This is a genomic window from Aeribacillus sp. FSL K6-1121 (genome assembly GCF_038003725.1).
In the GTDB taxonomy this organism is placed as follows: Bacteria; Bacillota; Bacilli; order Bacillales; family Aeribacillaceae; genus Aeribacillus; species Aeribacillus composti.
In genome coordinates this window covers 158298-183402 of record NZ_JBBOPS010000001.1, presented here as the reverse complement: position 1 = coordinate 183402, position 25105 = coordinate 158298, and the positions used below count along the sequence as shown (strand labels likewise).

Below are 25105 nucleotides of genomic sequence, written 5' to 3'. Positions count from 1 at the left end.
AAAACTATCAAAGAGGGACACACTCTAAGTGTGTGTCCCAAAATATCTTTAATAACTTGCCTTAATTATAATCCATGCGCCGGCTTTCTTATAATTCTTGAGTTGCCTTTTTACATAGTTTCTTTTCCAAGAACCTTTTGGTTTTAACTCAACGACAACCCTTCCTCTAAAAAATTGAAGGTCTGGACGTTTTTTAGTACCTCTTAATGGTTTATCATATTTGCCTCCAGGAACAACTCTTTTCATAGCTTTTGTCCATGCTTGGTGCGCGGCTCTCCCTCTAACATATGTAGGACCCTTAGTAATATTGTAAATATTTCTTGCAACCTTAGCTGCACGGTAAGCACCTGAACCTATTCCACCGATAGCACCTAAACCAGCTCCTATTGCAACAGAACCCCACAACTTCCAACCTTTGAGACCTCTACTTTTTGCAGACTTATACGACGATACTCCTCCGATTAACGCTCCTACTGCCATCCACACCCAATGCCCATCCGGATCGACCAACATCACCGGATTGTTGTTCGCATACGTATATCCGTTCTGCGTGAGAATGTCATCTGCATCCCCTGGGTCTGGATCCAAGGAAAGGAACACGCCATGCTCTGTATGGTAATAACGGGCGATTAGGTAATAAACAGGGTGTCCCAAAAATGATCACTTTTGGGACACCCTCTTTCAAATTCTTTAAATTTCAACAAATATTAATGAAAAAATTAAAGTATAGAAATATTAAACCTTAGTATGATTTAACGACTTCTAAAAGTAATTCCCGAACCCTTTCGTGAACTTGTAATTCTTCGGAAAAATGGGGGAATTTGTTTAAATATTTCCTTAAAGGTTCGTAATAAGGATACAAAGCAAAAAAATCTTTATACAACAATTTTCTTTGATACCTAGGTATCTTTTTATGAGCAAGGACATAACTTAAACTTCCACTTATTAATGAACAAAAGCTGTCAAAGTCCCCTGTCAAACAGTATTTATCATTATCTTTAAAAATGGTATTTTCAATTCTTTCTATATCTTCTGAGGGAAAATCATTGTTTAATAATATACTCATTTTTTCAAGTTCTAATATTACATCGTGATTAACCTTCATAAATTGTTCACCTCTTTCTCTCTTTAACTATGTTAAAAATGATAATATTCATATTTCTACTTTTTCTTGAGTTTCCAACCGTTATGCCAAAATGTCACTATTTTCCCTCTTTTGGTATAATAACCTCCAACCTTTCCTTTCTTAATTCTATATCCTTTTTTGCCTGTAGATAGTGTCACTTCTTCTCGCAAATGTTTATTTGAACGATAGAATGCTCTCGCTAGTTTTGTGTATCTTTCTGGACTATAGGAGCGTCCCTTTCTAACGACATGTTTGTTATGATGATGCTAGCGATTCTATACTATTTTTAAAGGTACCTTTATACCAAAACCGTGCGAGACCCTTTGCTGCTTGTGCTGCTCGAAATGCCTTAAATGCAGCACCACCAACAAGCCCTACACCTACCGCAATCGCCGCCGCTTTCCAACCACCTTTTTTAAAGGCCTTATACCCATCATACGCCGCAAATCCCGCATTAATCGCTATCCACACAAAATGCCCATCCGGATCGACCAGCATCACTGGATTGTTGTTCGCGTACGTATAACCGTTTCGTGTGAGGATATCGTCCGAATCTCCTGGATCAGGGTCCATGGATAAAAAACACGCCATGAGTCGGATGATAGTATCGGGCGATCAAGTAGTATAGACCCGTTTCTCGGTCATATTGGTATCCCGCATATCGGTATGGGTTTTCGTCGGCCAAGGAGCCGGATTGGGAAGAATCTTGCACCATGTATCGTATTGAAAGCGCGCGGCAATGTTTCCTTGCACATCTGTTAAAGCAATGACATCGCCATGGGCGTTATAGTGGTAAAAGTAGGTGGCATTGCCCTTTTTCATCGCCAAGAGCTGACCATTTTCCCCGTATATATACGATCTTACCACATTTCCGCTCGCATCGGTTTCATACAAGACGTTCAGGCTGTCGCCTTGGTAGTGGTAGTTCGTCACAACGCCATTCACGTTCTTTTGAATGCGGCGGCCGTCTTCGTCGTATTTTTATAACAAAAAGAGATTATACCCGAAATTCCGGTATAACCTCTGACCAAGAAACACTTTAATGCCGTTCTTGCGATTGAATCATCGAGTGTAGCCAAAAGATCGCTTTCTCTTTTTTTAAATGCTAGGCTTCATCTCTAATTTATAAGGTTTTAACTCTCTTTTAATAAAATCTTATGAATATCCTCGATGTTTGAGGTCGTAGGGAGCATATACGGAGTATTTCCAAGGCTGATGAAAAGTTTCTCATCATGATTTGGCTAACATGCTTCAAAAGTGAAAACTAGTCCACTAGAGTTAAAATAATAGTCTTCTTCTAAAATGTTTATTGCAAAATAAAAATGCAGAGCTTTGCAGAGAATTTGGCTTATGCCAACTTTACATGGAGTGGTGGGCGTGATAGCCTTGTTAGGCGAAGCCAGCCCTTGATATTGCTGGCTTTCTGGCTTTTTAATCACGCCCACAGAGGCTTCATGTCAAGTTGCAATTCTCTGCACTTTTCTTTGCAAAACTCTGTATTTTTTCTTTGCTAAAAACAGCCAATGGCTGTTTGGGCTTCGACGGGAGATTGAACGGGTATTTAACGAGTAAAGAGTAATGGGATGGAGCCCCCCCATGATATGGATTTCATCGATATTTACTGCATGTGTTATGTTGCATTCTTATGCATAATTTCGAGTTTTTACTCTAGTTTTGCAACACCATCGAGCATATTCAACCTCCACCTCATGGATACGCAGGACGAAGGAATGTGTGGACCATCATCTAGTGATACATGGGAGGGTGAGCGACCATGAGAAGTGTGGAGACTTTTAGCACGGTCATACGCAGTATTATAGATATTGTAAATATGTTCCGTAGGATAGGTCTTAACATGTAAATATATTGTATAAATTCAAGTAATATATTTTATTTATATGAGGTGGCAAAGCTATCATGTGTTTGCGAAATTTAAAAAAACGTAAGAAATCTGAAGAAAATTAAAGTTTATAGAGGGAGGTTCTAAAAATGAATTTACAAAAAGAGCGGCAGTTACTGAACTGCCGCTCTTTTACCCCAAAATTTTACTATAGATAACGTTGCTATCAAAAGTCTAATAATTTTCTAATTCACCTTCTAAATCTCCTAACAAAACTTCAACTTCCATTACTGCGGAATCATAACCATTCCAAAAAATCGATGGTCTATATCCATCTTCTTTTATCCTAGGAAGCCATTCATTCATAAACTCATCGAGTTCAATTAGTTCAGGAGTATATCCTTCCCATTCTTTGGCGGCACAATATTGAGCAAATTCTCTTTTAGGCCAAAAAGGAATTAGTAGATTGCCATTATCATCCTCAGTCATTGCCCAACCGTCTTCGTAGAGTCCCCATACCTCTCCCCAATCGACCACTTTTTTTATAAAGTATTCATACCTTTTGTTAGCTGGTAAGTTAAGAACAGAGTAAAATTCTTTTTCATTTATCATGTTTTTACCTCCTTCTTCCATAGCGATCATACTTGTGCTGAGTTCTATGATTTCTTATTGTTTGTATATCACTGTGTTCGTACCCGTATCCTTTTCTTGCCTCATATCCACGTCTATGAGCTAACTCATATCGAATTTCACCACGTAAAGCTGATGATAATTTATCATCATTTGCTAATTCTCTTAAACGTGCTTGTTTACCTCTTCTACCACTAGCAAAAAACTGTAAATCCAACCTTCCAGCCCGTCTAACTTTATACACCCTATACGCAATTTTGGCACCTTTAAACGCCGCACCGCCAACCAGTCCCACGCCAACGGCAATCGCCGCAGCCTTCCAACCACCTTTTTTAAATGCCTTATACCCATCATACGCCGCAAATCCTGCATTGATGGCCATCCAGACAAAATGTCCATCCGGATCCACCAACATCACCGGGTTGTTGTTCGCGTACGTATATCCGTTTTGTATAAGGATATCGTCCGAATCTCCTGGATCAGGGTCCATGGATAAAAACACGCCATGAGTTGGATGATAGTATCGGGCAATCAGGTAGTATAGACCCGTTTCATGGTCATATTTGGTATCCCGCATAGCGGTAGGTTTTTTTCTTCTGTTTCCCGAATTCTAAGATGGTTTCCCCATACCTCGTAATTGAAAAGGCAGATTTCCCCTAGCTAAGAAACCTGCCTTTCTCTCTTATAAAATTTCTTACATAGTCTACAACTTCTTATCTTTTTGAGGTGGATTTAAAAACATATCATCATCAATGTCATATCCTTCTGGAGCCCAATAAGTTTCAGGATAACCATATTCATTAAACAACTTCCTCAAATACCTTATCGTTTCACTCCATGTCAAAAAAGTAACAAAACTATAAGGTGGATCTCCTTCATTATTCCATACTGCCCAAGTTCTATTTGGCAATTCAGTAACATACCATCCCCCGTCTTCTGGAATATGAAACATAAAGAATGTATTATCACTAGCCTCAGACCATGTACGATAGCCAAGCTCTTTAGCAAACTGTTCATATTTGCTAAAGAAAATCTTTTTAAAAAAATTCATTTTTTCCCTCCACATATAAACATTTTACAAAATATATAAGCTATTTTTTCCTGTTCTTCACTTTCCATATTGTAATCCTCCAGGCTTCTCCACTTCTATAAAATTTACCTTTAAAATGAGGATGATTTTTAGTAAACTTGTTACTTTGTAAATGATAACCATGGTTATTATGCGGAGGATGGAGTTCTATAGATCTATATTTCCTTTTACCTTTATTATTTTTAGTAGAATAAAGAACTCCCCAATATCCTTTACTCGAATCGTTTGCCCCCTTTATCCGTCCTATTTTGTAAATTTTAAAGCCTGTTTTCTTTATCTTTTGAAATATGTCTTTAAATAATTTAGCCCTGTGCCTATCCGGATCGACCAACATCACCAGGTCGTTGTTTGCATACGTATACCCGTTTTGCGTGAGGATGTCATCGCCATCCCCCGGGTCGGGATCTAAAGATAAGAACACGCCATACGTTGGGTGGTAGTATCGGGCAATCAGGTAGTATAGCCCCGTCTCTTCATCATATTGGTATCCTGCGTAGCGATACGGGTTTTCCGCTGCCATATAAGAAGGTTCCCCCACGCATCGTATTGATAGCGCGCGGAATGTTTCCTTGCGCATCCGTCAAAGCAATGACATCGCCAAGAGCTGCCCGTTTTCCCCGTATATATACGATCTTACCGCGTTTATGTAACGAAAAACAGATACAAAAAATACGACATGAGTCCGGTTGAATACCGATCTCTTGCCGCATAAAAGTCACTCTTTTATATGTGTTTACTTGACAAATACTAGTTTATAGTACGAAAGACGCCGTTTTTCCAATATTAGTAAATTAAAAGCTTTTAACTTTGATTTTTAAGTGGATAATCTACTAGAAACTCCTCCCCATTAATCACTATACTTTTCGCTTCAATAAATAATAGTGCCTCCCAAAACTCAAGTACAAAATTAGCCGAAGAAAAATATTCGTCAACCCATTGTTCTTTTGTCGAGCTAATATGAATTTTACCTATGCCATTTTGATAATAGTCAATTGAAGTTAGTTCAATGTAATCCCCATCTTCTGGATTAATAGGATTTAAGCGGGAATCTCCGGAATTTTCTACGAAATAAAAAGAAGAAACACCCTTAAATACAATCTTATAATATTCCTTATTATCACTTAATTTAACGTTTAGGCTAATCGTATGAGATAAAATATCTATATGAAAGCTTTCGACTACGGTAGCCCACATTTCATTTAATAAAGCAATTAATTTTTTCAGATCCATATTCATTACTCACCTCATCTATCTCCTGTATTTACTAATCGCTCTCACAATTTGTTTATAGGATCTTCTTGATACATTAATATGTGTAAGTTCTCTATGACTAGACCATTCACCGTTTAGCTTCAAAGAGCCTCGACCATCTTTACTTATTCTAAAGTACGGTTTATTACGTATTCCACCCTTATTCATAACTCTTACAACTAGGGGCTTTCTACCATCTGCAATAGTTACCTTCCATCCATCTCCCTTAGTTCTCCCTAAAGTTCCACCAAATTTTTTTGATACTTTTTTCGCTAAAGGATAAGTTGTTGAAAATTTACCTGCTTTATATGCTCTATATGCAATTTTGGCACCTTTAAACGCAGCACCACCAACAAGCCCTACACCTACTGCAATCGCCGCCGCTTTCCAACCGCCTTTTTTAAAGGCCTTATACCCATCATACGCCGCAAATCCCGCATTAATCGCCATCCACACAAAATGCCCATCCGGATCCACCAACATCACTGGATTGTTGTTCGCATACGCATACCCGTTTTGTGTCAAGAGGTCATCCGCAACGCCCGGGGCGGGGTCGAGCGACAGGAACACGCCGTGCGTGGGATGGTAGTAGCGGGCGATCAAGTAGTATAGACCCGTTTCGTTGTCATATGGGGTACCAGTTGATTAACAAGCGGGAATTATTTTACACAAACTCTTCCTTTAGGAAAACGGCTGCCCGAAATGTCCAATCACAACATAGGCAGCCATCATTTATACTTACTTATACAATAATCATTTTGGCGGTTTTTTCTCCATTAGCTTAAGTCTCTCTATTTTTTAATAAATTTAATTGTCTACGTATTATAAAGAAATCATTATAAATTTCGAACACTCAACATAGTAATTATTACAATATCCTTTATCTTTTTAGATAATTAAAAAATATTAATCACTTGAATTTCAGAAATAATATCTTTTAATTTTTCTTTACCGATTAGTGTTTATTTATAAGATGCTCTAAATTTTTATATACTTGATGTTTTAAATCATAGTACTGTGTAAGACAAATGCCTTTTTGAGTATCAGTGATTGAATAACGTTCGCCCTTATAAGTGAATTCTATTTCATGCCCTATCTTTAGAATCCCTATTAATTGTTCGAGATTCATCTTCTATCTCTTCATTTCCTTCTACCTTTATTCAAAAGTATGTCGCATTGCCTTTTTCCTAAGAGTAAAAAATCAGAAGGACGAATTATGTCCTTCTAAAAAAATTTCTAACTGCCCAAGTGTGAAATATTACTTAACTATATCCATAAAATACTCTTTATAATACTTCTGATAATTTTACAGGGACATATCGCTTTGAATATTTCTCGTAAAGGGCTATCTCATCATCGCTTATCCACTGTAAATGACCTAAAAACCTATCATAAATAAGTTCATCCGGTTCAGTTGATACTATTTCTTTTTCATGCAATACTTTACCATTTCTATCTTTAATCACTATCTTTAGTGTAAAATCATATAGATCGTGATTGCAAATTACCTCAGCTTTATATTTTCTATTTGGACTAAATTTTGGTTTATCCCATATAAATTCATTAATATAGTTTAACTCCTTTACTCTCTCATAAGCTTCTTGAAAAGGATCAGGATCCCAATTTTTCTCCCTAATAACGAAATCGAGGCTATTTTTTAACAGTTCTAAAATTTCTACTTTCTTCTTGTTATCTGGATACTTGAGAAATTCTTCAACATTATATGGTACTAAAACTTGACAGAAACCATCAAAACATTCTAATAGTTTTATTTCGGGATAATTACCACAATGGAAATTTAATTGCCTACAATCAACAGTTTTATATTTTTTATCAAAGACTCTTTCATACAATTTGGTCATGCATCTAGTTTGAAAGGAAAAGCTTTTTTTAACATCAGTTATCCCTTCTTCGCCTAATAACAGAAATGTTTTTAGTAACATACCTTTCCTCCTTTTTTTATGCAGTTAAGGTCTGACGTGAAGATACATGTTGCCCCCAGCCTTTCTCACTGCATAAGCTCTTCCTCTTTCCCACTTTAGGGCATTCTCTCTTCCATAAATATTTCTCTTAACAATTCGTGCATAATATCTACTGATTCACCGCATTATAATCAGCCGTGATCGTCGTCGACTGTCCATCCTTTGTTTTCACGACTTTCGTCCGTTTCCCGAATCCATCATACGTATACTCGATGGTCGTTCCATCCGGGCATTGTTCGGTCTCCAACTGATCGAGTTCATCACTCGACACGTGCCTAGCACCTTAGTCAAAAAATTGGTGCGCATGGCGGGGGAAATGGAGTATTAACACCGAAGGGGCCGAATCCGCTCCTTCGGTGTTTCTTCTTTTCATCCGTTCATCAGGCGTACTAGAAATAGTTATCCGAAAAAATGTGCAAAACGTTTAGAAACACTGTACAAAATCCGAAATACTCCGCAAAAAATTTGCACATGATTTCCGAAGCTGTCCGAAATAATTTGAAAAAGGGATTCTGAAATCATATGCTAATTTACAAGTATGGTCTTAAAAATTTACAACACTAAACTTGACGGGTATGGGACACATCCCCCTATTCATTCCAAATCCATTTCAGAGATACTCCATCTATCTTGCATTACACAAAATTCTTGACGGTACCAGTTTGATTCAGTGCTACACTTCATAAAAAAGAACTTACTTTCTCAAGGTATGATGCGATTAATCGCCCCAGTGAAAGATTTTCACATGATGTATTAAAATATTATCCTTTCCTTGCTGTTCTTCTGTTAGCTCCTCTCCTCCCCAACTTGGTGTCATTAAATGAAGTCCTTGCTTATGCTCTAAAAGGATTTCAATTTGTTCTTTTAAGTATCTCAAGCCTTTTTCATTTGCATGGATTTCAAGTTTTTCTCCATCACTGTCATATTCAAAGGATAATAGATGTTTTTGCAATTTATATACCTCCAAAGCTATTTTAAAAAGTATTTTTTCTTTTTTCTTTTGCTACCCTTTAACCTATTGACATCAACGTGTGGAGGCTCATAACCTTTTTTATAGTGTCCCCCTTATCTAGATAGTAGGAACGTCTTGTTTTAGGATTTACATATCCACCCTTACCATTTAATGGGTCTGAACCTCGTTTTTCAAAACCTTTTTTTATAAACATGTCTTCTATCTCTTTGAAAGTTTTTCCTTTAAATGGGTTACCTAATCCTTTTAAAAACTTTTGAGCCCGTCTAGCTTTATACACCCTATACGCAATTTTGGCACCTTTAAACGCAGCACCGCCAACCAGTCCCACACCAACGGCAATCGCCGCCGCTTTCCAACCGCCTTTTTTAAAGGCTTTATACCCATCATACGCCGCAAATCCGGCGTTAACCGCCAACCAGAAAAAATGCCCATCCGGATCGACCAGCATCACTGGATTGTTGTTCGCATACCCATTCTGTGTAAGAATGTTATCCGCATCCCTTAGGTCGGATCTCTTGAAATAACTCTCACCGTTTCTAGATAGTAATACCGTTTTTTGAGATTCTATAAATTGGCTTCACCGTCATAATTGTATCGTCGCACATATCCGAATAGTGTTCAGATACAACTATGTTCCCCAAAACAAAAAGAACTTTCCTTCAGAGATTTCGTCGCTCCTGTTTTGCTCACAATGCGAACTACATCACAGCAATGGTTCGTCACATAAAAGGAATGTGTCACCGTTTGAATTCACAAGGATGTTTGAGTTTCTATTCACCCACTTTAACTTCTAAACCTCTTGTCTATTGCTATTAACGGTATGGATTCAGTTTTAAGTGAATTTAGGATTTCGCCAAATCAATTTGAAATAATTTAACATAGCAACCCTCATTTAAGTAACTTTAGTCTAATGGAATTACTAATTCCCTATTAGATGTAATACTCTCGAACTTGTAAGAACCCTTATTAAATTTAATATCTTGATGTTAGACTAAAAAGTAGACACAGATTATTATAGTAATAATAGAGAAAAATGAGGTGTCTACATGACAAAAAAACAAAGGCGGTACGAGGAAGACTTTAAGCGTCAAACTGTTCGTTATATTTTGGAGGAAGCGAAATCCGTTGCACAAGTGGCTCGTGAGCTCAAAATTAACGAAAATACTCTTCACGGCTGGATGAAAAAATATAAGCAAGAACCTGAAATATCAGAAACCCAAACGTTTCGATCCGAAGACCACGAAGTTCGTGAACTGAAGAAACGTATTCGGGATCTGGAGGAGGAAAACTCCATCTTAAAAAAGGCGATGCACTTCTTCGCGAAAGACCATCGGTAAAATATTCATTTATCCATAAACATCGCTTCGATTACCGATTGGAGAAGATGTGCGAAGTATTGAAAGTTTCTCGAAGCGGTTATTATAAATGGCGTGATCGTCCCAAAAGTGCTAGACAAGAGCGTCGAGAAGAATTGACGCAGGAAGTGCGTCGTGTGTATATCGAATCCCGCCAACTGTATGGGAGTCCCAAGGTTACCAAAAAGCTTAATCATGGAGGAATTAAGGTTTCACAGAAGACGGTTTCCCGCATAATGAATGAAGAGGGAATGAAGTCTCGTACCGTGAAAAAGCATAAGGCAACTACTAACTCAAAACATAACCATCCGGTCCACGAAAATGTCTTAAACCAACATTTTACTGTTACGAAACCAAATGAAGTATGGGTAGCTGATATCACATACATTCCAACGGATGAAGGTTGGCTTTATCTAGCTAGTATGATGGATTTGTATTCAAGGAAAATAGTCGGCTGGCATATAGACTGTTCAATGAAAAAGGAGCTAGTGTTGAGTGCTTTAAAGCAAGCCTATCAGCGTCAACAACCACAGGGTTCTATCCTCCATCATTCTGATCGAGGGAGTCAATATGCTTCAAATGACTATCAAGCTAAGCTAATGGAATACGGAATGAAATGTAGCATGAGCCGCAAAGGAAATTGTTATGACAACGCTTGTATTGAATCATTTCATGGGATAATAAAAAAAGAACTAATCTATCAGACTCGTTATAAAACAAGGGAAGAAGCAAAAAAGAGCATATTTGAGTATATAGAAATATTTTACAATAATAAACGTATTCACTCCGCAACAGAGTATTTTTCACCATCTGAATACGAACGTATGTACGACAAAAAGGGAGCTTAATGAGCATATTAATAGAATAGTTAGACCCGAAAATTTACCTTTAAAAATAATTAGGACAACGTCGTAATTATTTTTAAAAGGCCACCAAGCGATAGCGCGGTAGCTGCGAAAAAAATTTATAAATTTTTGTGTCTACTTTATTGACCTAATATCATCTTCACAGTAGTATATTAATGTTATACTGCTGTGCTGGATATTGCGAACCGGGTCTCTTCTAATATTTTCTTTAATTTTTGCAAATAGTGGTAAATTATTAATTACTTTAAAAGAATAATCATTTAATTTATCAGGAATAAAACTTAGTGCAGTTAAGATTTCTGCTTTAGCAAGCTCCGTATATTCAGGTAACGTATTTTTATTTACATCGAATAAGATACAAATTGGTGTTAATCCCTCTACTAACTCCACTATTTGACCAAAGTAATACGTGCCGTCTGATAAAGGAATTGAAAAAATATCACCAATTCCCCACTTTTGTTTTTTAGGAGTTTTCCAGGAAGTCAAGAATTTATTATATTCTGTAATAACTTCTTCCTCTATAGAATATTTTTTTAAATTATTGATCAAAAGGGCAACTGACAAGATAAGACTTGCATTTTTGGTTCTTAAGGAAACATAGTCACTTTCTGAATCTAAAGTAATTTTTCCTTTGATACCACTTTCTTTAATCTTCTTTTTTAAAAAAAACTCAGCCTCAAAATTAGATTCAATATCTAATAACGTTGCTAAATCTTCAAAGATAAAAAATTCTTTGGAGTTATGGTCTGGTAGGAAAATCTTTACTAACCCCACTTGTAGATAGTTTTCTAATTTATTAAAACTTTTACTGTTTATCACTTCCAAAATAACACCACTCCTATTTTTATGATTATATTTTGTATTTTCTAGGAGTTATTTCATGTCTTTTATTTTCTAACAGTCCTCCATATCTTACGGGAGCACCCAATCGGTTAGTCCATTTTTGCTCATACCTTCTTGCTTGTCGACCAGGCTTTGTTCTTTGAAGAACATAATATTGATATCTAGCTCCACTTTTGGTACTGTCAAGAATTTTGTGTAATGTAAGATAAATAGGGTATCTCTGAAATGGATTTAGAATAGAGAGGGATATTTCCTCCACACAGGAGACTGAATATTCAGTCTCCTGTGTGGAAAGGGAGAATCTCCTTTTTATTTACAATATTTGGTTAATCATAACGTTCTTCAAACATTCGCTGGAGGGCTTCATGAGCTTTGGCAAATCCTCGTAACTTTTTTGGCAATCGCTGTTTGAGTCCAGCCTTTCTGATACAACTCTCGAATCATAAAAAACTCCCCAATCTTCAGCATCGTTTCTCCCCTCATCCAAGATGTCGTTTTGAAACGATTATCTGTCATTTTTGGGGAATTTTAAACCGCTGTTATTGGGGATTTTATCACCGTTGATGACATACTACTAATGCAAAGGTTCAAAAGATATAAGGAAGTAAATGTTAAAACTGGGTGCAGACATGTTGCTAAATGGGTTTTCCCTGTGCCGAGGAGCAGGCAGGCAATTGCCAATGAAGCGCAGGCTGCACAGTTCCCTAGCATCCAACTGAGGAGCCAGATGGATCTTCTCATTCCACTGGAATGTTCTTGGTTTAGGAAACGGCGCCTTGTTGAGCAGGCGCGCCACCTTTGCCTCTTCCCTCAATGCCAGCTGCTTGCATATGAAGGTTTATACGAAATCTTTGATGTTACCGAAATTAAACAATGCCAATTTAATGATGGTAAAGATGATTTATATTACTTTTATCGACTAATAACGGAGATAAATATGTTTCCAACAGTGCGGCAATTAATAAAAGCAATACATCTATGATCAAAAGTATAAAAAGATTTTTTCCCAAACTGATAAATGACTTCCTACCAAATTCCTTTTTTTTTATCATATTAAAAATGTTTACAGTAACATATAAACCTATTGATGCCGTAAAAAACATATTTATAACTTCGATTATTCCATGCCCGGCGAAAAAGGAATATGCTGTTTTTAAGCTAGTTTTTTCTACCAAGCTATGGAAAATAAATCCTAAATAAAAAAACTGCTGGAAGAGAAAAATCAAAGAAAACAATCCGAAACTAATGATTGAGAAAAAAATGGTATGAATATGTATTTCAAAGTTCGTAAAAAAAATCTTTTTAAAAGAAGGATGCAAGTCCGGGTTAAACTGCTCATTAGGTAATAACAAAAAACCTAAAAAGAAAAATATGATTCCCGTTAACGAACTAACTAAAAAACAAATACTAAATATTTTAAATTTCACGGGTACCACTCTCTAATACCACCTTATCAAACAGATCATCTCTTCTTAACCTTATCGTTTTATTTGAAAAATCAGATAAATATATGTCTGTTGAATGAGTTGCATAAATTAAAATTGCTTTGTTTTGAACGACGTAATTCTTCAAAAAATCGAGAATGACTTTTCTAGAACGAACATCTAAATTTACAAAAGGTTCATCAAGCAGAATCAAATCAGGCGAAGAAAGAAGTGCAAGTATTAATGACAGTTTTTGTCTTGTACCCAATGATAGTTCCCGTGTTAGTGTATCTTTATATTTATGGAGCCCAATTTCTTCCATGAGAGCACCAAGAGTCTCGTCTAATCTTTTTTTATTCAAGAAGGACAAGATCATATCTATAGTTTCGGAAGGAGTTAAATATTCATATAAAAAAGGTGTATTACCAATTAATGAAACTCCTTCCATATACTTTTTGAAATTGTCCTTTAATGAAATTCCGTTTAACTTGATGTCACCCTCGAATTTGGTCATTCCGCCAATGGTATTCAGTAAAGTTGATTTACCGATACCATTTTCACCCAGTAATTCCACAATACTTTTTTTATCAATTTTCAAATTTATACCATCAAAAATATAAGCTGAATCTCCATATCTTTTCTTAATGTTTATTAACTCAAGCATTTTTTACCTCTCTTTAAGAAAGTTATAAAATAATAAAAAAATAGAGTATATAAAAAAGCAAATGATTATATGATAGACACTTCCTGATTTTATCGAATAAATAGCGACAGCACTGCTAATAATTAAAGGAAATCCAATTATAAACAGATCTTCTATTGGATTGAAAAAATAAATAAAAAAATTGTCTTTGATTTCTTCTAATGATAATTTTTTAAATCGAAAGACTCTTTTTGTAATGATCTGTATTGTGCTGAAGTAGATAACGGTTGAACATAAGCCAATGATGGCAGTAACGGACGAAAATCCGTAAAGTACGAGTAAACCAAGATAATAGCTGAGCAGGATAACAAAGAGTTTTCTGGAAAGAAATTTAGAAAGTAAATTCTCATAGTATTTTTTCTTATCAAACTTCTTTATATAATAGTAATCACTTAAATTTGAGTTATTTAACATCTTTGAACTATTTATGATTCCCTGGGATATAAAACTGATCATCACGCTTTCAACTGCTAAATAAACAGTTAGGATAATAAACTTATGAACACCAAAATGATAAGTTATAAACCATATTATAAATGGTAAAATTGCTGCGAATAGATAAATATAAAATATATATAAATAGTAGGTTCTATTTTGAACGGACCGGGACAAAGCAATCAGGTACTTATCTAATTGCGAATCATATTGATATCTTATGAAATGTTCTTTCCGCTTCATATCGTTTGGACCGTGAAAAAATAAAAATAAAATCTGATGATTACTCCAATAGAATTTTAAAAGAATTGTAAGAATGGCAGCAATGATTCCGAAAACCTCATATAAAAAGATTATTACGTAGCTAACATTCATTTTTTCCATATAAATAAAGATAAAAATGCAGTAAAAAAGAATGCTTGTTCCAAATGTTAATGCCAATCTTTCCAGGATTAGCAACTTGAATTTATTTTTTCGGGCTTTATACATCCATTCGGAAACATTTTCCATTTCCTGAGGATCATAATCATCATTATTGATATCTGTGGACCAAAGGCTAAAAATTAAATAGATTGTTGCGACATACAAAGGATTTATAAAAGGTTCTAAATAGGAATGAAAATAATAAATGAGCGAGTAAACAAAAATTGGTGCTATTTTTGAAATAAAATTAATAACCTGATTTATTTTGTATAATACAGACAGCAATATTTTTTTATCTGCTTCAGAAAACTCATTGAAAATAGATCTGTAGAAAATCTCTATATTGGAAATTGCTTTTCTTTTTTTTATTAAACGTTTATATTTGAAATACTTCATCTGTCCTCAATTCCCTAACATTTTCCCGATGATTCTTATCAATGTGATAACGCCTACCAATAAAAAAATAACTGAAATGGCGAATACGACCATCATCTTCAACTTAAAATATTTTTCCATATTCTTTTACACCTTTCCCAAATTATTGAAAAAATGTAGCATTTATCAATGTATGTATAATAAGTGGCACACCATACAATACCGAAAATATAAGAACCCCTAATTTGATTTTTACGTTGTTCGATATAGACTTATCAATAATCGAAAAAAATATATATATAAAAACTGCCAACAATATTTGTGAGACTGGCGACCAGATCAGCCATGGAATGTTTTGCATATCATCAAGACCGATAGCCTTAATAATAGTCATATTTAATAGTGTTGAAAAGATATTCGCTAAAAGGATTGGAAATATATAGTTGCTAAATTTTAATTTCTTTTTAGTCATGAAATTTGCTACAAAAGTAACAAATAGTGTTTCCATTATTACAACTGTTATACCCGCTATCAATTGCACCGAAGTTATAAAGACAATAACAAATGATTCGGTAAATAAAGGTAAGTTTTTTTGGATTTCGTTAAATTGTTCAATGATCCCAAATTGCCTGATTGAAAAAAAAGTATTGGCAACCAATATCAGAGACAATAGAAAAAAAGAAAGCGTATTGATTAATCCTTGACGTTTTAATATAAGCATATTTATCCCCTTCATATAAAGAAGTTAGTGCCCCACACACTACCTTCTTTACTATATTCTATTAAAGTGCTTTTGCTGCTGCTCTTTTACCCGCTCTGGATAGTCCCAAAATTGTAGCACGATAAGACCAAACTGCTGCTGATGCAGCAGCTCCAAGTCCAGTTAGAGTCAGTAATAATGATGCGTAGGAAATCCAATCCAAATAATCAAGAATAACCCCTGCAGTGGTTAAACTAACACCTGTAAGTGATCTAATCAAAACTTTTTCCATTATATTCAATTCATTCGTTATTCATTAATCTATAAATTATGTGGAGGCACTCAAAAATAAGATTCGGATCCGCTCAATTATATAAAATAGTTGAGCAGACCTAACGCAAATATAATGACATAAAGCAAGTCAGATTAATTACATTAATAAAATTAACTTATACAGTTGTCTGCTAGAATGCTATAGTATTACACTTACAAATCAGAATTACACAATTTATTTATTAAAATATTCCATCATAGCACTTTCAAAAATAATTATAATTATTTTTCCAAATATGTAAATATTTTTATTAAATAACAAATAATGTTTAAAAGTTTGTGTAAAGCATTTTGCTAGACCAAAAGAAAAAGATAGGTATTCTCTGATTTGGCCATAACACATTCCAAAATTTAATATGGACACAAAATCATAAGGTGACATTTACTGATCGTTTACATCATTTCGCATGGATTGTAACTTTATTTTGAAAAAGAAAACAAAACACTGTTTATATGGAAAGTAAATAAAGTTTCGTATCTTCTTCATAAATGTTGATGAAATAGAAATTTATCGATTTTAGATTAGGAGAAATTTCCTCAAATGACTTCCCCTTCTTTTTCCTTATATGGATCGGCTCAAAATAAATCTTTTTGGTAAATGTGCCATCACCATTGTAAAAAACTTTTGTATTCTCTGTCCGTTCCTCAATGATTTCCCCTCGTTTAAAGTTAATTTTAGGGGTCGGGACTTTTGACGGTAAATGACTTTCAGTAGAGTTGTTGTCTTTAGAATGAATGGTTTCTGCGAAAACGTCTAAAGGAACGGATGAGAAAAATAACAGATTCACAATTGCCCATATCAACCATTTTTTTAAACGACTAATTTTCATATAATTCCTCCTTTTCAATAATTTGTTAAATTGATTATACTTTATAAAAACTAGATTTAGGTACATTTTTTGACATACAAAATTCTGTATTTTTCGACAAATTTTGCTTCTTTTGTACGAAAAAACCCCCCTTCAATGAATAAATTAATCCATTCAATTGAAGGGGGGGTGCTTTTGACTTATTTAATAGAATACGGGTATGAGCGGTGGTCGTTTAGAATCACTCGCCCGTATATTTTCCAATTGATTTTAATAGGCCCCTAAAGTGTGAGCAGAGGCATATGATTATTTGAAATGAATTAAGAAATATTTCTTTTTGCCCCGGCGGATCACAGCAAATTGACCTTCGATGATGTCTTTTTCAGACACAATATAATCAAGCTCCTGCACCCGTTCGCCGTTAATGTAAATCGCACCGTTTCCGATGTCTTCTCTTGCCTGCCGTTTCGATGGAGAAATTTTCGCTTGAACCAATAAATCGACTAATCCGATTTCATTTTCGGTCGTTTCATACGAAGGCACATCTTTAAAGCCTTGTTTTATTTCTTCTGCTGTTAAAGCTTTTATATTGCCGCTGAACAGCGCTTCGGAAATTTTGACTGCCTGTTTGAGTGCTTCTTCGCCATGAACAAGTTTTGTCACTTCTTCCGCTAACGCTTTTTGCGCAGACCGTTTTTCAGGAGCATTTTTCACTTCTTCTGCCAATTGTTCAATTTCTTCTTTTGATAAGAAAGTAAAATATTTTAAATATTTGATGACATCCCGGTCATCGGTATTGATCCAAAATTGATAAAATTCGTAAGGCGATGTTTTTTCTTTATCGAGCCAGATGGCTCCTCCTTCCGTTTTGCCGAATTTTGTGCCGTCGGCTTTCGTGACGAGCTGGAGTGTAAGACCGTATGCTTTCGCATTTTCTTCCGTTTTTCGAATTAGTTCAAGTCCTGACGTAATATTTCCCCATTGGTCGCTTCCGCCGATTTGCAAGCGGCAATCATAGGTTTGGTACAGCTTTAAAAAATCGTACGATTGCAAAATCATGTAGCTGAATTCCGTAAAGGAAATGCCCGTTTCAATTCTTGACTGCACAGTTTCTTTCGCCAGCATATAGTTTATGCCAAAGCTTTTGCCGATATCGCGCAAAAATGTGATGACATCCAATGGCCCGATCCAATCGTAGTTGTTGGCCAAAATGGCCGGATTCCCTTCTTTTTCAAAATCCAAAAAGCGGGAAAGCTGTTCCTTAATGCGTTCTGACCACTGCTTCACCGTTTCTTTTTCATTTAATGTTCTTTCCTGTTTTTTTCCGCTTGGATCGCCGATCAAGCCTGTTGCGCCGCCAACAAGAGCAATCGGTTGATGACCTGCCTCTTGAAATCTTTTTAACGTTAAAATCGGCAGCAAATGCCCGATATGAAGGCTGTCTGCCGTCGGGTCAAAACCGCAGTACAGCTTCACCTGTTCCTCTGACAACAATTTATCTAACCCTTCTTCATCCGTTACTTGATTAATGAGTCCGCGATATTTTAAATCTTCTAGCAAAGCATTCATCAAACCCACTCCTTTTCAAATTTTATCCAAATAAAAAACGCCCCTTCATGAAGGGACGTATAATTACGCGGTACCACCCTGCTTAAGAACATTTGCATGTTCTTCACTCATTCTGATAACGGCTAAAACCGTCCTTTGCTACTTCACTTTCACAAAGAATGCTCATGGAGGTAATTCACAAAGCATTTATGTGCTGATTCGCACCGGCCATCAGCTCTCTGAAACAGGGAAATGCCTGCTACTTTCTCCAATCAACGCTCAAGTATTTTTTTCATTAATAAACATTTTTAGCATAATTGACATCCTTTGTCAACTAAGATTAGAACAGAGGGCGTCAACCGGAGAAAAAAATATGCTATAATAAACTAGATTTTGTAGAGGGATGATGAAAAATGGAGAAATGGTACGAATTTTTTAGGAAGGTAAGCTCCTTTTATCATAAGCACCAGCAAAAAATGGTCATTGCCTATAACGTAACATGGAACTTATTTCTTTTACTATTGGTTATCGGTTTAATAGGCTTCTCCTTTATCGGAGGATTAGGAGCTGGTTATTTTGCATCGCTTGTAAAAGATGAGCCGATCCGTTCCGAAAAAGAATTGGAAAAAGACATTTACGATTATTCTGAAACAACGAAAGTGTACTTTGCAGACAATGTCTATTTAGGGAAAATTCGCACAGATCTTGAACGTGAAAAAATCAAAATTGATCAAATTTCCGAGCATTTAAAACATGCAATTGTTGCAGTGGAGGACGAATATTTTTACGAGCATAAAGGGATTGTCCCAAAGGCGATCATGCGGGCGATTTTCCAGGAGTTCTCAAACTCTTCTGTCAGAACCGGCGGAAGCACCCTCACACAGCAATTAATTAAAAACCAAATATTGACCAACGAAGTGTCATTTGAAAGAAAAGCAAAAGAAATCCTGCTAGCATTGAGATTAGAAAAATATTTTACGAAAGATCAAATATTAGAAGCCTATTTAAATGTATCATCATTTGGACGAAACAGCTCCGGAAGAAACATTGCAGGCGTGCAGGCTGCAGCGCAGGGGATTTTTGGCATAGATGCGAAAGACTTATCGATACCGCAGGCAGCTTTTATCGCTGGTCTCCCTCAAAATCCTTTTGCTTATACACCGTTCACAAAGGACGGAGAAGTAAAAGAAGATTTACAGCCTGGTATAAACCGAATGAAAACCGTCCTAAGAAAAATGTTTGCAGAAGGATATATTACAAAAAAAGAATATGAAGAAGCACTTAAGTTTGATTTAAAGGCTCATTTAGCCAAAAAGAAAAAACCTGATATTGAGCAATATCCTTGGATTATATACGAAGTTGAAAAAAGAGTGAAGGATATACTGGCTGAGCAGCTGGCGAAAAAAGACGGTCACAAGCTGGAGGATCTCCGAAAAAATAATAAAGAGCTGTTTAATCGATACATGGCGCTGGCCGATCAAGACATGAGACAAAACGGCTACAACATTCATACGACCATTAACAAGAAAATTTATGACAAAATGCAAGAGGTTGTCAAAAACTACGAGTATTACGGAAGTCCAAAGCTTGAAAAGAAAAAAGATCCTGAAACAGGCAAGACCGTAACCATCGAGGAACCGGTTGAAGTCGGCGCTGTTTTAATCGAAAACAAAACTGGAAAAATTATCTCCTTTGTTGGCGGCCGTGATCATAACAGGGAGCAGACAAACCATGCTACAAGAGCATTAAGACCAAACGGTTCAACAATGAAACCGCTCGCTGTCTATGCACCCGCGATGGAAATGGGCATCGTCCAGCCGGGAACTGTTGTGGCAGATCTTCCATTTTCAATCGGGAAATATCAGCCGAAAAACTATGGAGGCGGCTATCACGGATTAACAAGTATTCGAACAGCATTGAAACATTCATATAACATTCCGGCGGTAAAAACCTATGCAAAAATTATTTCGCAAAATCCGGTATCCTATTTAGAAAAAATGGGATTTAGTTCACTTGCTCAAGAAGATTACAGTTCATTCTCCCTCGCTCTTGGGGCAATGACTTACGGAGTAACCGTGGAGGAAAACGTAAACGCCTTCGCAACATTTGCCAATAACGGTGAATTTGTCGACGCCTACATGATTGAAAAAATTGAAACACAAGACGGAAAAGTTATATATCAACATAACAGCAAGAAAGAGAAGGTCTTTTCCCCTCAAACAGCCTATTTAATGATTGATATGATGCGGGATGTCATTCAAAGCGGAACGGCTTCCTCTTTAAAAAGGTATCTATCATTTCAATCTGATTGGGCTGGAAAAACAGGAACTGGGCAGGATTATCGGGATGCATGGTTTGTTGCTGTAAATCCTAATGTATCCTTCGGCACATGGATCGGTTATGACACGCCGAAAAGGCTGGAAACGACCTACAAAGGTTTGACCTACAGCAATAGAAATATATTGCTTTGGGCAAAATTAATGAACGCCGCATACAGCGTCAAACCTGACTTAATAGATCCTAACACTTCCTTTAAAATGCCTAAAGGAATTGTTTCAAGATCGTATTGCGCCCTCTCTGGGGATCTGCCTTCTGAATTATGTAAGAAAGCTGGACTCGTTCAAACTGACTTGTATAACGCTAAATTTCTGCCGAATAAAGTGGATAAAAGCTTGGCGTACGGCAAATTTGTTTTAGTAGACAACGTAGCCTATCAAGTGCCGGCAAATGCACCGGCTGAATTTGTCCAGGAAGGGCCTCTGCTGAAAAAAGAAGTATTGAATAATCTTGGGATTTCAGACGTGTCCCAATTGACTAAACTTCTGCCTAGCGGAGTTAATATAGAGGCTTTGACGTTGACCGGCAATAGGGTTCTTAAAGATAATGGCAAGGCTCCTTCTAAAGTGCCCGCTGTAAAGCTTAGCGGAACAACATTATCCTGGAGCAAAAGCGGTGAATATGATGTTATCGGGTACAGGGTTTATGCAGCTCCATCTAATTCAAATAGTTTCAAAAAAATTGCCAGCATACCTGCAAAAAATAACTTAAGCATCTCAGTCGGAAAATCTCCTGCCTCCTATTATGTCGTTGCAGTTGATGTGGCAGGAAAAACGTCTCCTCCTTCAGCCATTGTAAAAACGGTGCAATCTGGAAAAGCAGAGCCGCAGCAAAAACCGAAGCAGACGGCAAATGCAAGACAATAGGCGAATGGAAAAGATGCATTAAACGATCAATAAAGTAGACGAAAGAGAAAAAACAGCCCAGCAAAACTTGCTTTCACCCAATAAATATTTTAAAAAGGACCGCACGTGGTCCTTTTTATCTTTTACTGGCTAGTGTGACGGCAGCTTTTTTAAGAAAACATAGCTTACTTTATTGTATCGCATTTTTTCTTCATAGAAGCGGTGTGCGTCAACGCGCTGCAAGCCGGAAGATAAAGAAACAATATTATAGCCATTTTCTACAGCATATTGATGAACATACGTTAAAAGCTTTTCACCGTATCCTTTTGATCGTTCTTCAGGCAATGTCACTAAATCACAAACCCAAATGAAACGCCCGTAGTATAAAGTGATCATTGGCATAAATCCGGTGATGGCAACCATTTTATTATGATGGTAAAGAGCAACTAATTGATATCCTTCCTTTTGTTTAGCTTCAAGCACCAATTCAAGAAATGATTGTTCATCAAGATGAGTCCGCAAATGTTTCATCACTGAAAATCCTTCTAAAATTTCCTCTTTCGTTCGCAATTCTTTCAATAAAAGGGATGATTCCATAAGCTTCTCTCCTATTTCCATTTTTAGCGTTTATTTTATCAATCTATTATTAATGCCAATAACAAAGCCGCAAGCCTATTTACTAGACTTACGGCTTCTATTATTTTTAATCTTCCAACGTCGACAAGTCACCTGTTGGCAAGTTAAGCTCCCATGCTTTCAACACGCGGCGCATAATTTTCCCGCTTCGAGTTTTCGGCAGTTTTTCGCAAAATTCTATTTCCCGTGGCGCTGCATGTGCTGCCAGTCCTTTTTTAACAAACTGGCGAATATCCTCTTTCAAATCTTCTGATGCTTCATAGCCGCTGCGCAATGCAACGAACGCTTTAATAATTTCTCCTCGAACAGGGTCCGGCTTGCCGATAACTCCAGCTTCCGCTACGGCAGGATGTTCAACAAGCTTGCTTTCTACTTCGAACGGTCCGACCCGTTCGCCGGAAGTCATAATGACGTCATCAACCCGTCCCTGGAACCAAAAATATCCATCTTCATCCATATAAGCGGAGTCTCCAGATACATACCAGTCACCGATAAAATAAGATTCATATTTTTCAGGATTATTCCAAATTGCTTGCATCATGGAAGGCCAGCCTTTTTTAATTGCTAGATTCCCCATTCGGTTTGGAGGCAATTCATTTCCATGATCGTCAATAATTGCTGCTTTTACGCCGGGGATCGGCTTGCCCATTGATCCAGGCCGGATATCCATACACGGATAGTTGCAAATAAGATGCCCGCCTGTTTCCGTCATCCACCAAGTATCATGAATGCGCTTATTAAATACTTTCATTCCCCAGCGAATAACTTCAGGATTTAAAGGTTCTCCGACACTTAAAATATGGCGCAGAGAGCTTAAATTATATTTTTTCACCAATTCGTCTCCTGCACTCATCAGCATCCGAAACGCTGTTGGAGCGCTGTACCAGACAGTGACACCGTATTTTTCGATTGTTTCATACCAATAATCAGGGCTGAATCTGCCTCCAACAATAACATTTGTAACACCTAGGAGCCACGGACCAAAAATACCATAAACTGTTCCGGTCACCCATCCAGGGTCTGCCGTACACCAATAAATATCTTCTTCCTTCAAGTCAAGAACCCATTTTGCTGTTTGATAATGCTGAATCATCGCATTATGGACATGGAGAACGCCTTTCGGTTTTCCTGTTGATCCGGAAGTATAATGCAAAAGAAGTCCGTCTCTCCGATCCACCCATTCAATTTCCAAATCTTTGCTTGCATTTTCAAAATGAGCAAAGAAATCGATTATTTTTCCTTCTTCTTTTACATCTTCTCCAACAACCACCACATGTTTGAGCGCAGGCAATTCATCAATTGGAACTCTTGGCAGCAGCTCTTTTGTTGTTACAATCACTTTTGCCTCACTATCTTCCAAACGATCCTTTACCGCGCTCTCCATAAACGCTTCAAATAAAGGACCTACAATAGCTCCCAGTTTAATTGCGCCCAAAATGACAAAATAAAGCTCTGGACTTCTAGGCATAAATACGAAAACCCGATCACCTTTTTGAAGGTCGGTATGCTGTTTTAAAACATTCGCAGCTTTATTGGAGAGCTCTTTCATCTCTTCAAACGTATACTTTTCGTCACGATTCGCATCGCGATAATAAAGTGCGACTTTATTTTTTTTGGCCCCATCTGCATGACGGTCAATCGCCTCATAAGCCGCATTGATTTTCCCAGTTTTACTCCATGAAAAATTCTCCTCTACTTCTTTCCAGTCAAAGCTCGCATATGCTTCCTCATAGTTTGCTAAGTTGTGGTTTCCTTTTATTGCTGGTAGCGCTTCCACTTTCATCGAAGTACCCCCCTAAAAATTAGTATATTTGTTTATCATTATATAACTTTTTATTCCATTTCGCAATTTTGTAAAAATTTTTTACAAAACAAATCCGATTATGTTCGACAATTCCTGTATAATATGAATAGGTTATTAGATTGGTAGGCGGTGTAATGAATGGAACATAAAAAAACATATCATGCCAAAGAAATTGAAACTCCAAATGGAACGGTGATTGTCGAAGGGCCAATTCCCCCAGATAAACTGGCAGGCTATAAATTTCATGAGGATTTAACAGCTTTCCGTCCTGCACCAAGGCAGCACAAAGCGCTTGTAGAAATTGCCAAGCTTCCTGAAGGACGGATTATTATTGCCAGAAAAGACGAAACAATCATCGGGTATGTTACATTTTTATACCCTGATCCTCTAGAACGATGGTCTGAAGGAAAGATGGAAAATTTAATTGAGCTAGGAGCCATTGAAGTGATTCCAGAATTTCGCGGATGTGAAATTGGAAAAAATTTATTGATTGTTTCGATGATGGATGATGCAATGGAAGATTACATCATTATTACAACGGAATATTATTGGCATTGGGATTTAAAGGGAACTGGCTTAAATGTTTGGGAGTATAGAAAAATGATGGAAAAAATGATGAATGCAGGCGGTCTTGAGTGGTATGCAACAGATGATCCAGAAATTTGCTCTCATCCTGCAAACTGTCTAATGGTTCGTATTGGAAAAAGGGTAGATAACGAATCGATTCAGAAATTCGACCAATTAAGGTTTACAAACAGATTTTTGTATTAATCGCCA

Annotated in this window: 22 protein-coding genes, 6 pseudogenes and 1 other annotated feature; of the genes and pseudogenes, 4 read left to right on the top strand and 24 right to left on the bottom strand. The window is 36.7% G+C overall.

Features of this window, described 5'->3' with window-relative positions:
• Positions 1-48: 48 nt before the first annotated feature.
• The 4 genes and pseudogenes from NSQ61_RS00910 to NSQ61_RS00900 form a co-directional block, all read right to left on the bottom strand.
• Entirely contained in the window at positions 49-480 is a 432-nt protein-coding gene (locus NSQ61_RS00910; RefSeq protein WP_445659468.1) for a hypothetical protein, read from the bottom strand.
• Between the two features lie 69 nt (positions 481-549).
• Positions 550-600 (bottom strand): annotated as a pseudogene (locus NSQ61_RS20175) (hypothetical protein); the annotation flags it as partial.
• A gap of 142 nt (positions 601-742) precedes the next feature.
• On the bottom strand, positions 743-1105 hold the full coding sequence (locus NSQ61_RS00905; protein ID WP_044743943.1) for a YxiJ-like family protein: 363 nt from the start codon (positions 1103-1105) through the stop codon (positions 743-745).
• A gap of 276 nt (positions 1106-1381) precedes the next feature.
• Positions 1382-2107 (bottom strand): annotated as a pseudogene (locus NSQ61_RS00900) (RHS repeat-associated core domain-containing protein); the annotation flags it as partial.
• 537 nt (positions 2108-2644) lie between these two features.
• Here NSQ61_RS00900 and NSQ61_RS00895 point away from each other — a divergent pair.
• Positions 2645-2798, top strand: a pseudogene (locus NSQ61_RS00895) (ISNCY family transposase); the annotation flags it as partial.
• A gap of 402 nt (positions 2799-3200) precedes the next feature.
• On the opposite strand, the gene NSQ61_RS00890 reads toward NSQ61_RS00895, so the two are convergent.
• The 10 genes and pseudogenes from NSQ61_RS00890 to NSQ61_RS00835 all read right to left on the bottom strand — a co-directional run bounded on the left by NSQ61_RS00890 (position 3201) and on the right by NSQ61_RS00835 (position 9343).
• Positions 3201-3578, bottom strand: a complete 378-nt coding sequence (locus tag NSQ61_RS00890) for a DUF2750 domain-containing protein (RefSeq protein ID WP_327856379.1) — start codon at positions 3576-3578, stop codon at positions 3201-3203.
• 4 nt (positions 3579-3582) lie between these two features.
• Positions 3583-4247 (bottom strand): annotated as a pseudogene (locus tag NSQ61_RS20170) (RHS repeat-associated core domain-containing protein); the annotation flags it as partial.
• Positions 4248-4299: 52 nt separating this feature from the next.
• Positions 4300-4647 carry a hypothetical protein gene (locus NSQ61_RS00875; protein ID WP_144597829.1) on the bottom strand — a complete coding sequence of 116 codons (348 nt, stop codon included), beginning with the start codon at positions 4645-4647 and terminating at the stop codon, positions 4300-4302.
• 40 nt (positions 4648-4687) lie between these two features.
• Positions 4688-5285 (bottom strand): annotated as a pseudogene (locus tag NSQ61_RS00870) (RHS repeat domain-containing protein); the annotation flags it as partial.
• A gap of 202 nt (positions 5286-5487) precedes the next feature.
• On the bottom strand, positions 5488-5916 hold the full coding sequence (locus NSQ61_RS00865) for a YxiG family protein (protein ID WP_327856380.1): 429 nt from the start codon (positions 5914-5916) through the stop codon (positions 5488-5490).
• An 18-nt stretch (positions 5917-5934) separates the two neighbouring features.
• A pseudogene (locus NSQ61_RS00860) lies at positions 5935-6576 on the bottom strand (RHS repeat-associated core domain-containing protein); the annotation flags it as partial.
• 647 nt (positions 6577-7223) lie between these two features.
• On the bottom strand, positions 7224-7880 hold the full coding sequence (locus tag NSQ61_RS00850) for a hypothetical protein (RefSeq protein WP_327856382.1): 657 nt from the start codon (positions 7878-7880) through the stop codon (positions 7224-7226).
• Between the two features lie 148 nt (positions 7881-8028).
• Positions 8029-8190 carry a hypothetical protein gene (locus NSQ61_RS00845; protein WP_327856383.1) on the bottom strand — a complete coding sequence of 54 codons (162 nt, stop codon included), beginning with the start codon at positions 8188-8190 and terminating at the stop codon, positions 8029-8031.
• A gap of 447 nt (positions 8191-8637) precedes the next feature.
• The gene (locus NSQ61_RS00840) at positions 8638-8871 is read right to left on the bottom strand and encodes an Imm32 family immunity protein (RefSeq protein ID WP_063387347.1); all 234 of its coding nucleotides are present in this window, start codon (positions 8869-8871) and stop codon (positions 8638-8640) included.
• Between the two features lie 58 nt (positions 8872-8929).
• Complete coding sequence (locus tag NSQ61_RS00835) at positions 8930-9343, bottom strand: hypothetical protein (RefSeq protein ID WP_327857047.1); 414 nt, start codon at positions 9341-9343, stop codon at positions 8930-8932.
• Between the two features lie 595 nt (positions 9344-9938).
• Between NSQ61_RS00835 and NSQ61_RS00830 the strand changes: the two genes are divergently transcribed.
• Positions 9939-11095 (top strand): IS3 family transposase gene (locus NSQ61_RS00830; protein WP_445659443.1). Its coding sequence is split into 2 segments (ribosomal slippage): positions 9939-10200 and positions 10200-11095, totalling 1158 coding nucleotides; the frame shifts between segments, so codons are not numbered across the junction.
• 132 nt (positions 11096-11227) lie between these two features.
• Here the strand turns inward: NSQ61_RS00830 and NSQ61_RS00825 are convergent.
• From NSQ61_RS00825 to tyrS, 8 genes are all read right to left on the bottom strand, one after another.
• Complete coding sequence (locus NSQ61_RS00825) at positions 11228-11932, bottom strand: Imm26 family immunity protein (protein WP_340808016.1); 705 nt, start codon at positions 11930-11932, stop codon at positions 11228-11230.
• Between the two features lie 905 nt (positions 11933-12837).
• On the bottom strand, positions 12838-13392 hold the full coding sequence (locus tag NSQ61_RS00820; RefSeq protein ID WP_242513835.1) for a stage II sporulation protein M: 555 nt from the start codon (positions 13390-13392) through the stop codon (positions 12838-12840).
• The gene (locus NSQ61_RS00815) at positions 13373-14044 is read right to left on the bottom strand and encodes an ABC transporter ATP-binding protein (protein WP_327856387.1); all 672 of its coding nucleotides are present in this window, start codon (positions 14042-14044) and stop codon (positions 13373-13375) included. The genes NSQ61_RS00820 and NSQ61_RS00815 overlap by 20 nt, the downstream gene beginning before the upstream one ends.
• A 3-nt stretch (positions 14045-14047) precedes the next feature.
• Positions 14048-15337 carry a sugar transporter gene (locus tag NSQ61_RS00810; protein ID WP_327856388.1) on the bottom strand — a complete coding sequence of 430 codons (1290 nt, stop codon included), beginning with the start codon at positions 15335-15337 and terminating at the stop codon, positions 14048-14050.
• Positions 15338-15479: 142 nt separating this feature from the next.
• Positions 15480-16037, bottom strand: a complete 558-nt coding sequence (locus NSQ61_RS00805) for a hypothetical protein (protein WP_327856389.1) — start codon at positions 16035-16037, stop codon at positions 15480-15482.
• Between the two features lie 61 nt (positions 16038-16098).
• Complete coding sequence (locus tag NSQ61_RS00800) at positions 16099-16308, bottom strand: hypothetical protein (protein ID WP_327856390.1); 210 nt, start codon at positions 16306-16308, stop codon at positions 16099-16101.
• A gap of 490 nt (positions 16309-16798) precedes the next feature.
• Complete coding sequence (locus tag NSQ61_RS00795; RefSeq protein WP_340805675.1) at positions 16799-17179, bottom strand: hypothetical protein; 381 nt, start codon at positions 17177-17179, stop codon at positions 16799-16801.
• Positions 17180-17464: 285 nt separating this feature from the next.
• Complete coding sequence (tyrS, locus tag NSQ61_RS00790; protein WP_340805673.1) at positions 17465-18727, bottom strand: tyrosine--tRNA ligase; 1263 nt, start codon at positions 18725-18727, stop codon at positions 17465-17467.
• 48 nt (positions 18728-18775) lie between these two features.
• Positions 18776-18991: a binding site (T-box leader), on the bottom strand.
• A gap of 128 nt (positions 18992-19119) precedes the next feature.
• Here tyrS and NSQ61_RS00785 point away from each other — a divergent pair.
• Positions 19120-21909, top strand: coding sequence for a transglycosylase domain-containing protein (locus NSQ61_RS00785; protein WP_340805670.1), 2790 nt, complete (start codon positions 19120-19122; stop codon positions 21907-21909).
• Between the two features lie 129 nt (positions 21910-22038).
• On the opposite strand, the gene NSQ61_RS00780 is transcribed toward NSQ61_RS00785, so the two are convergent.
• Complete coding sequence (locus NSQ61_RS00780) at positions 22039-22485, bottom strand: GNAT family N-acetyltransferase (protein WP_340788173.1); 447 nt, start codon at positions 22483-22485, stop codon at positions 22039-22041.
• A 106-nt stretch (positions 22486-22591) separates the two neighbouring features.
• The gene (acsA, locus tag NSQ61_RS00775) at positions 22592-24307 is read right to left on the bottom strand and encodes an acetate--CoA ligase (protein WP_063387341.1); all 1716 of its coding nucleotides are present in this window, start codon (positions 24305-24307) and stop codon (positions 22592-22594) included.
• A gap of 159 nt (positions 24308-24466) precedes the next feature.
• Between acsA and NSQ61_RS00770 the strand changes: the two genes are divergently transcribed.
• Positions 24467-25099, top strand: coding sequence for a GNAT family N-acetyltransferase (locus tag NSQ61_RS00770; RefSeq protein WP_066248879.1), 633 nt, complete (start codon positions 24467-24469; stop codon positions 25097-25099).
• Positions 25100-25105 lie beyond the last annotated feature (6 nt).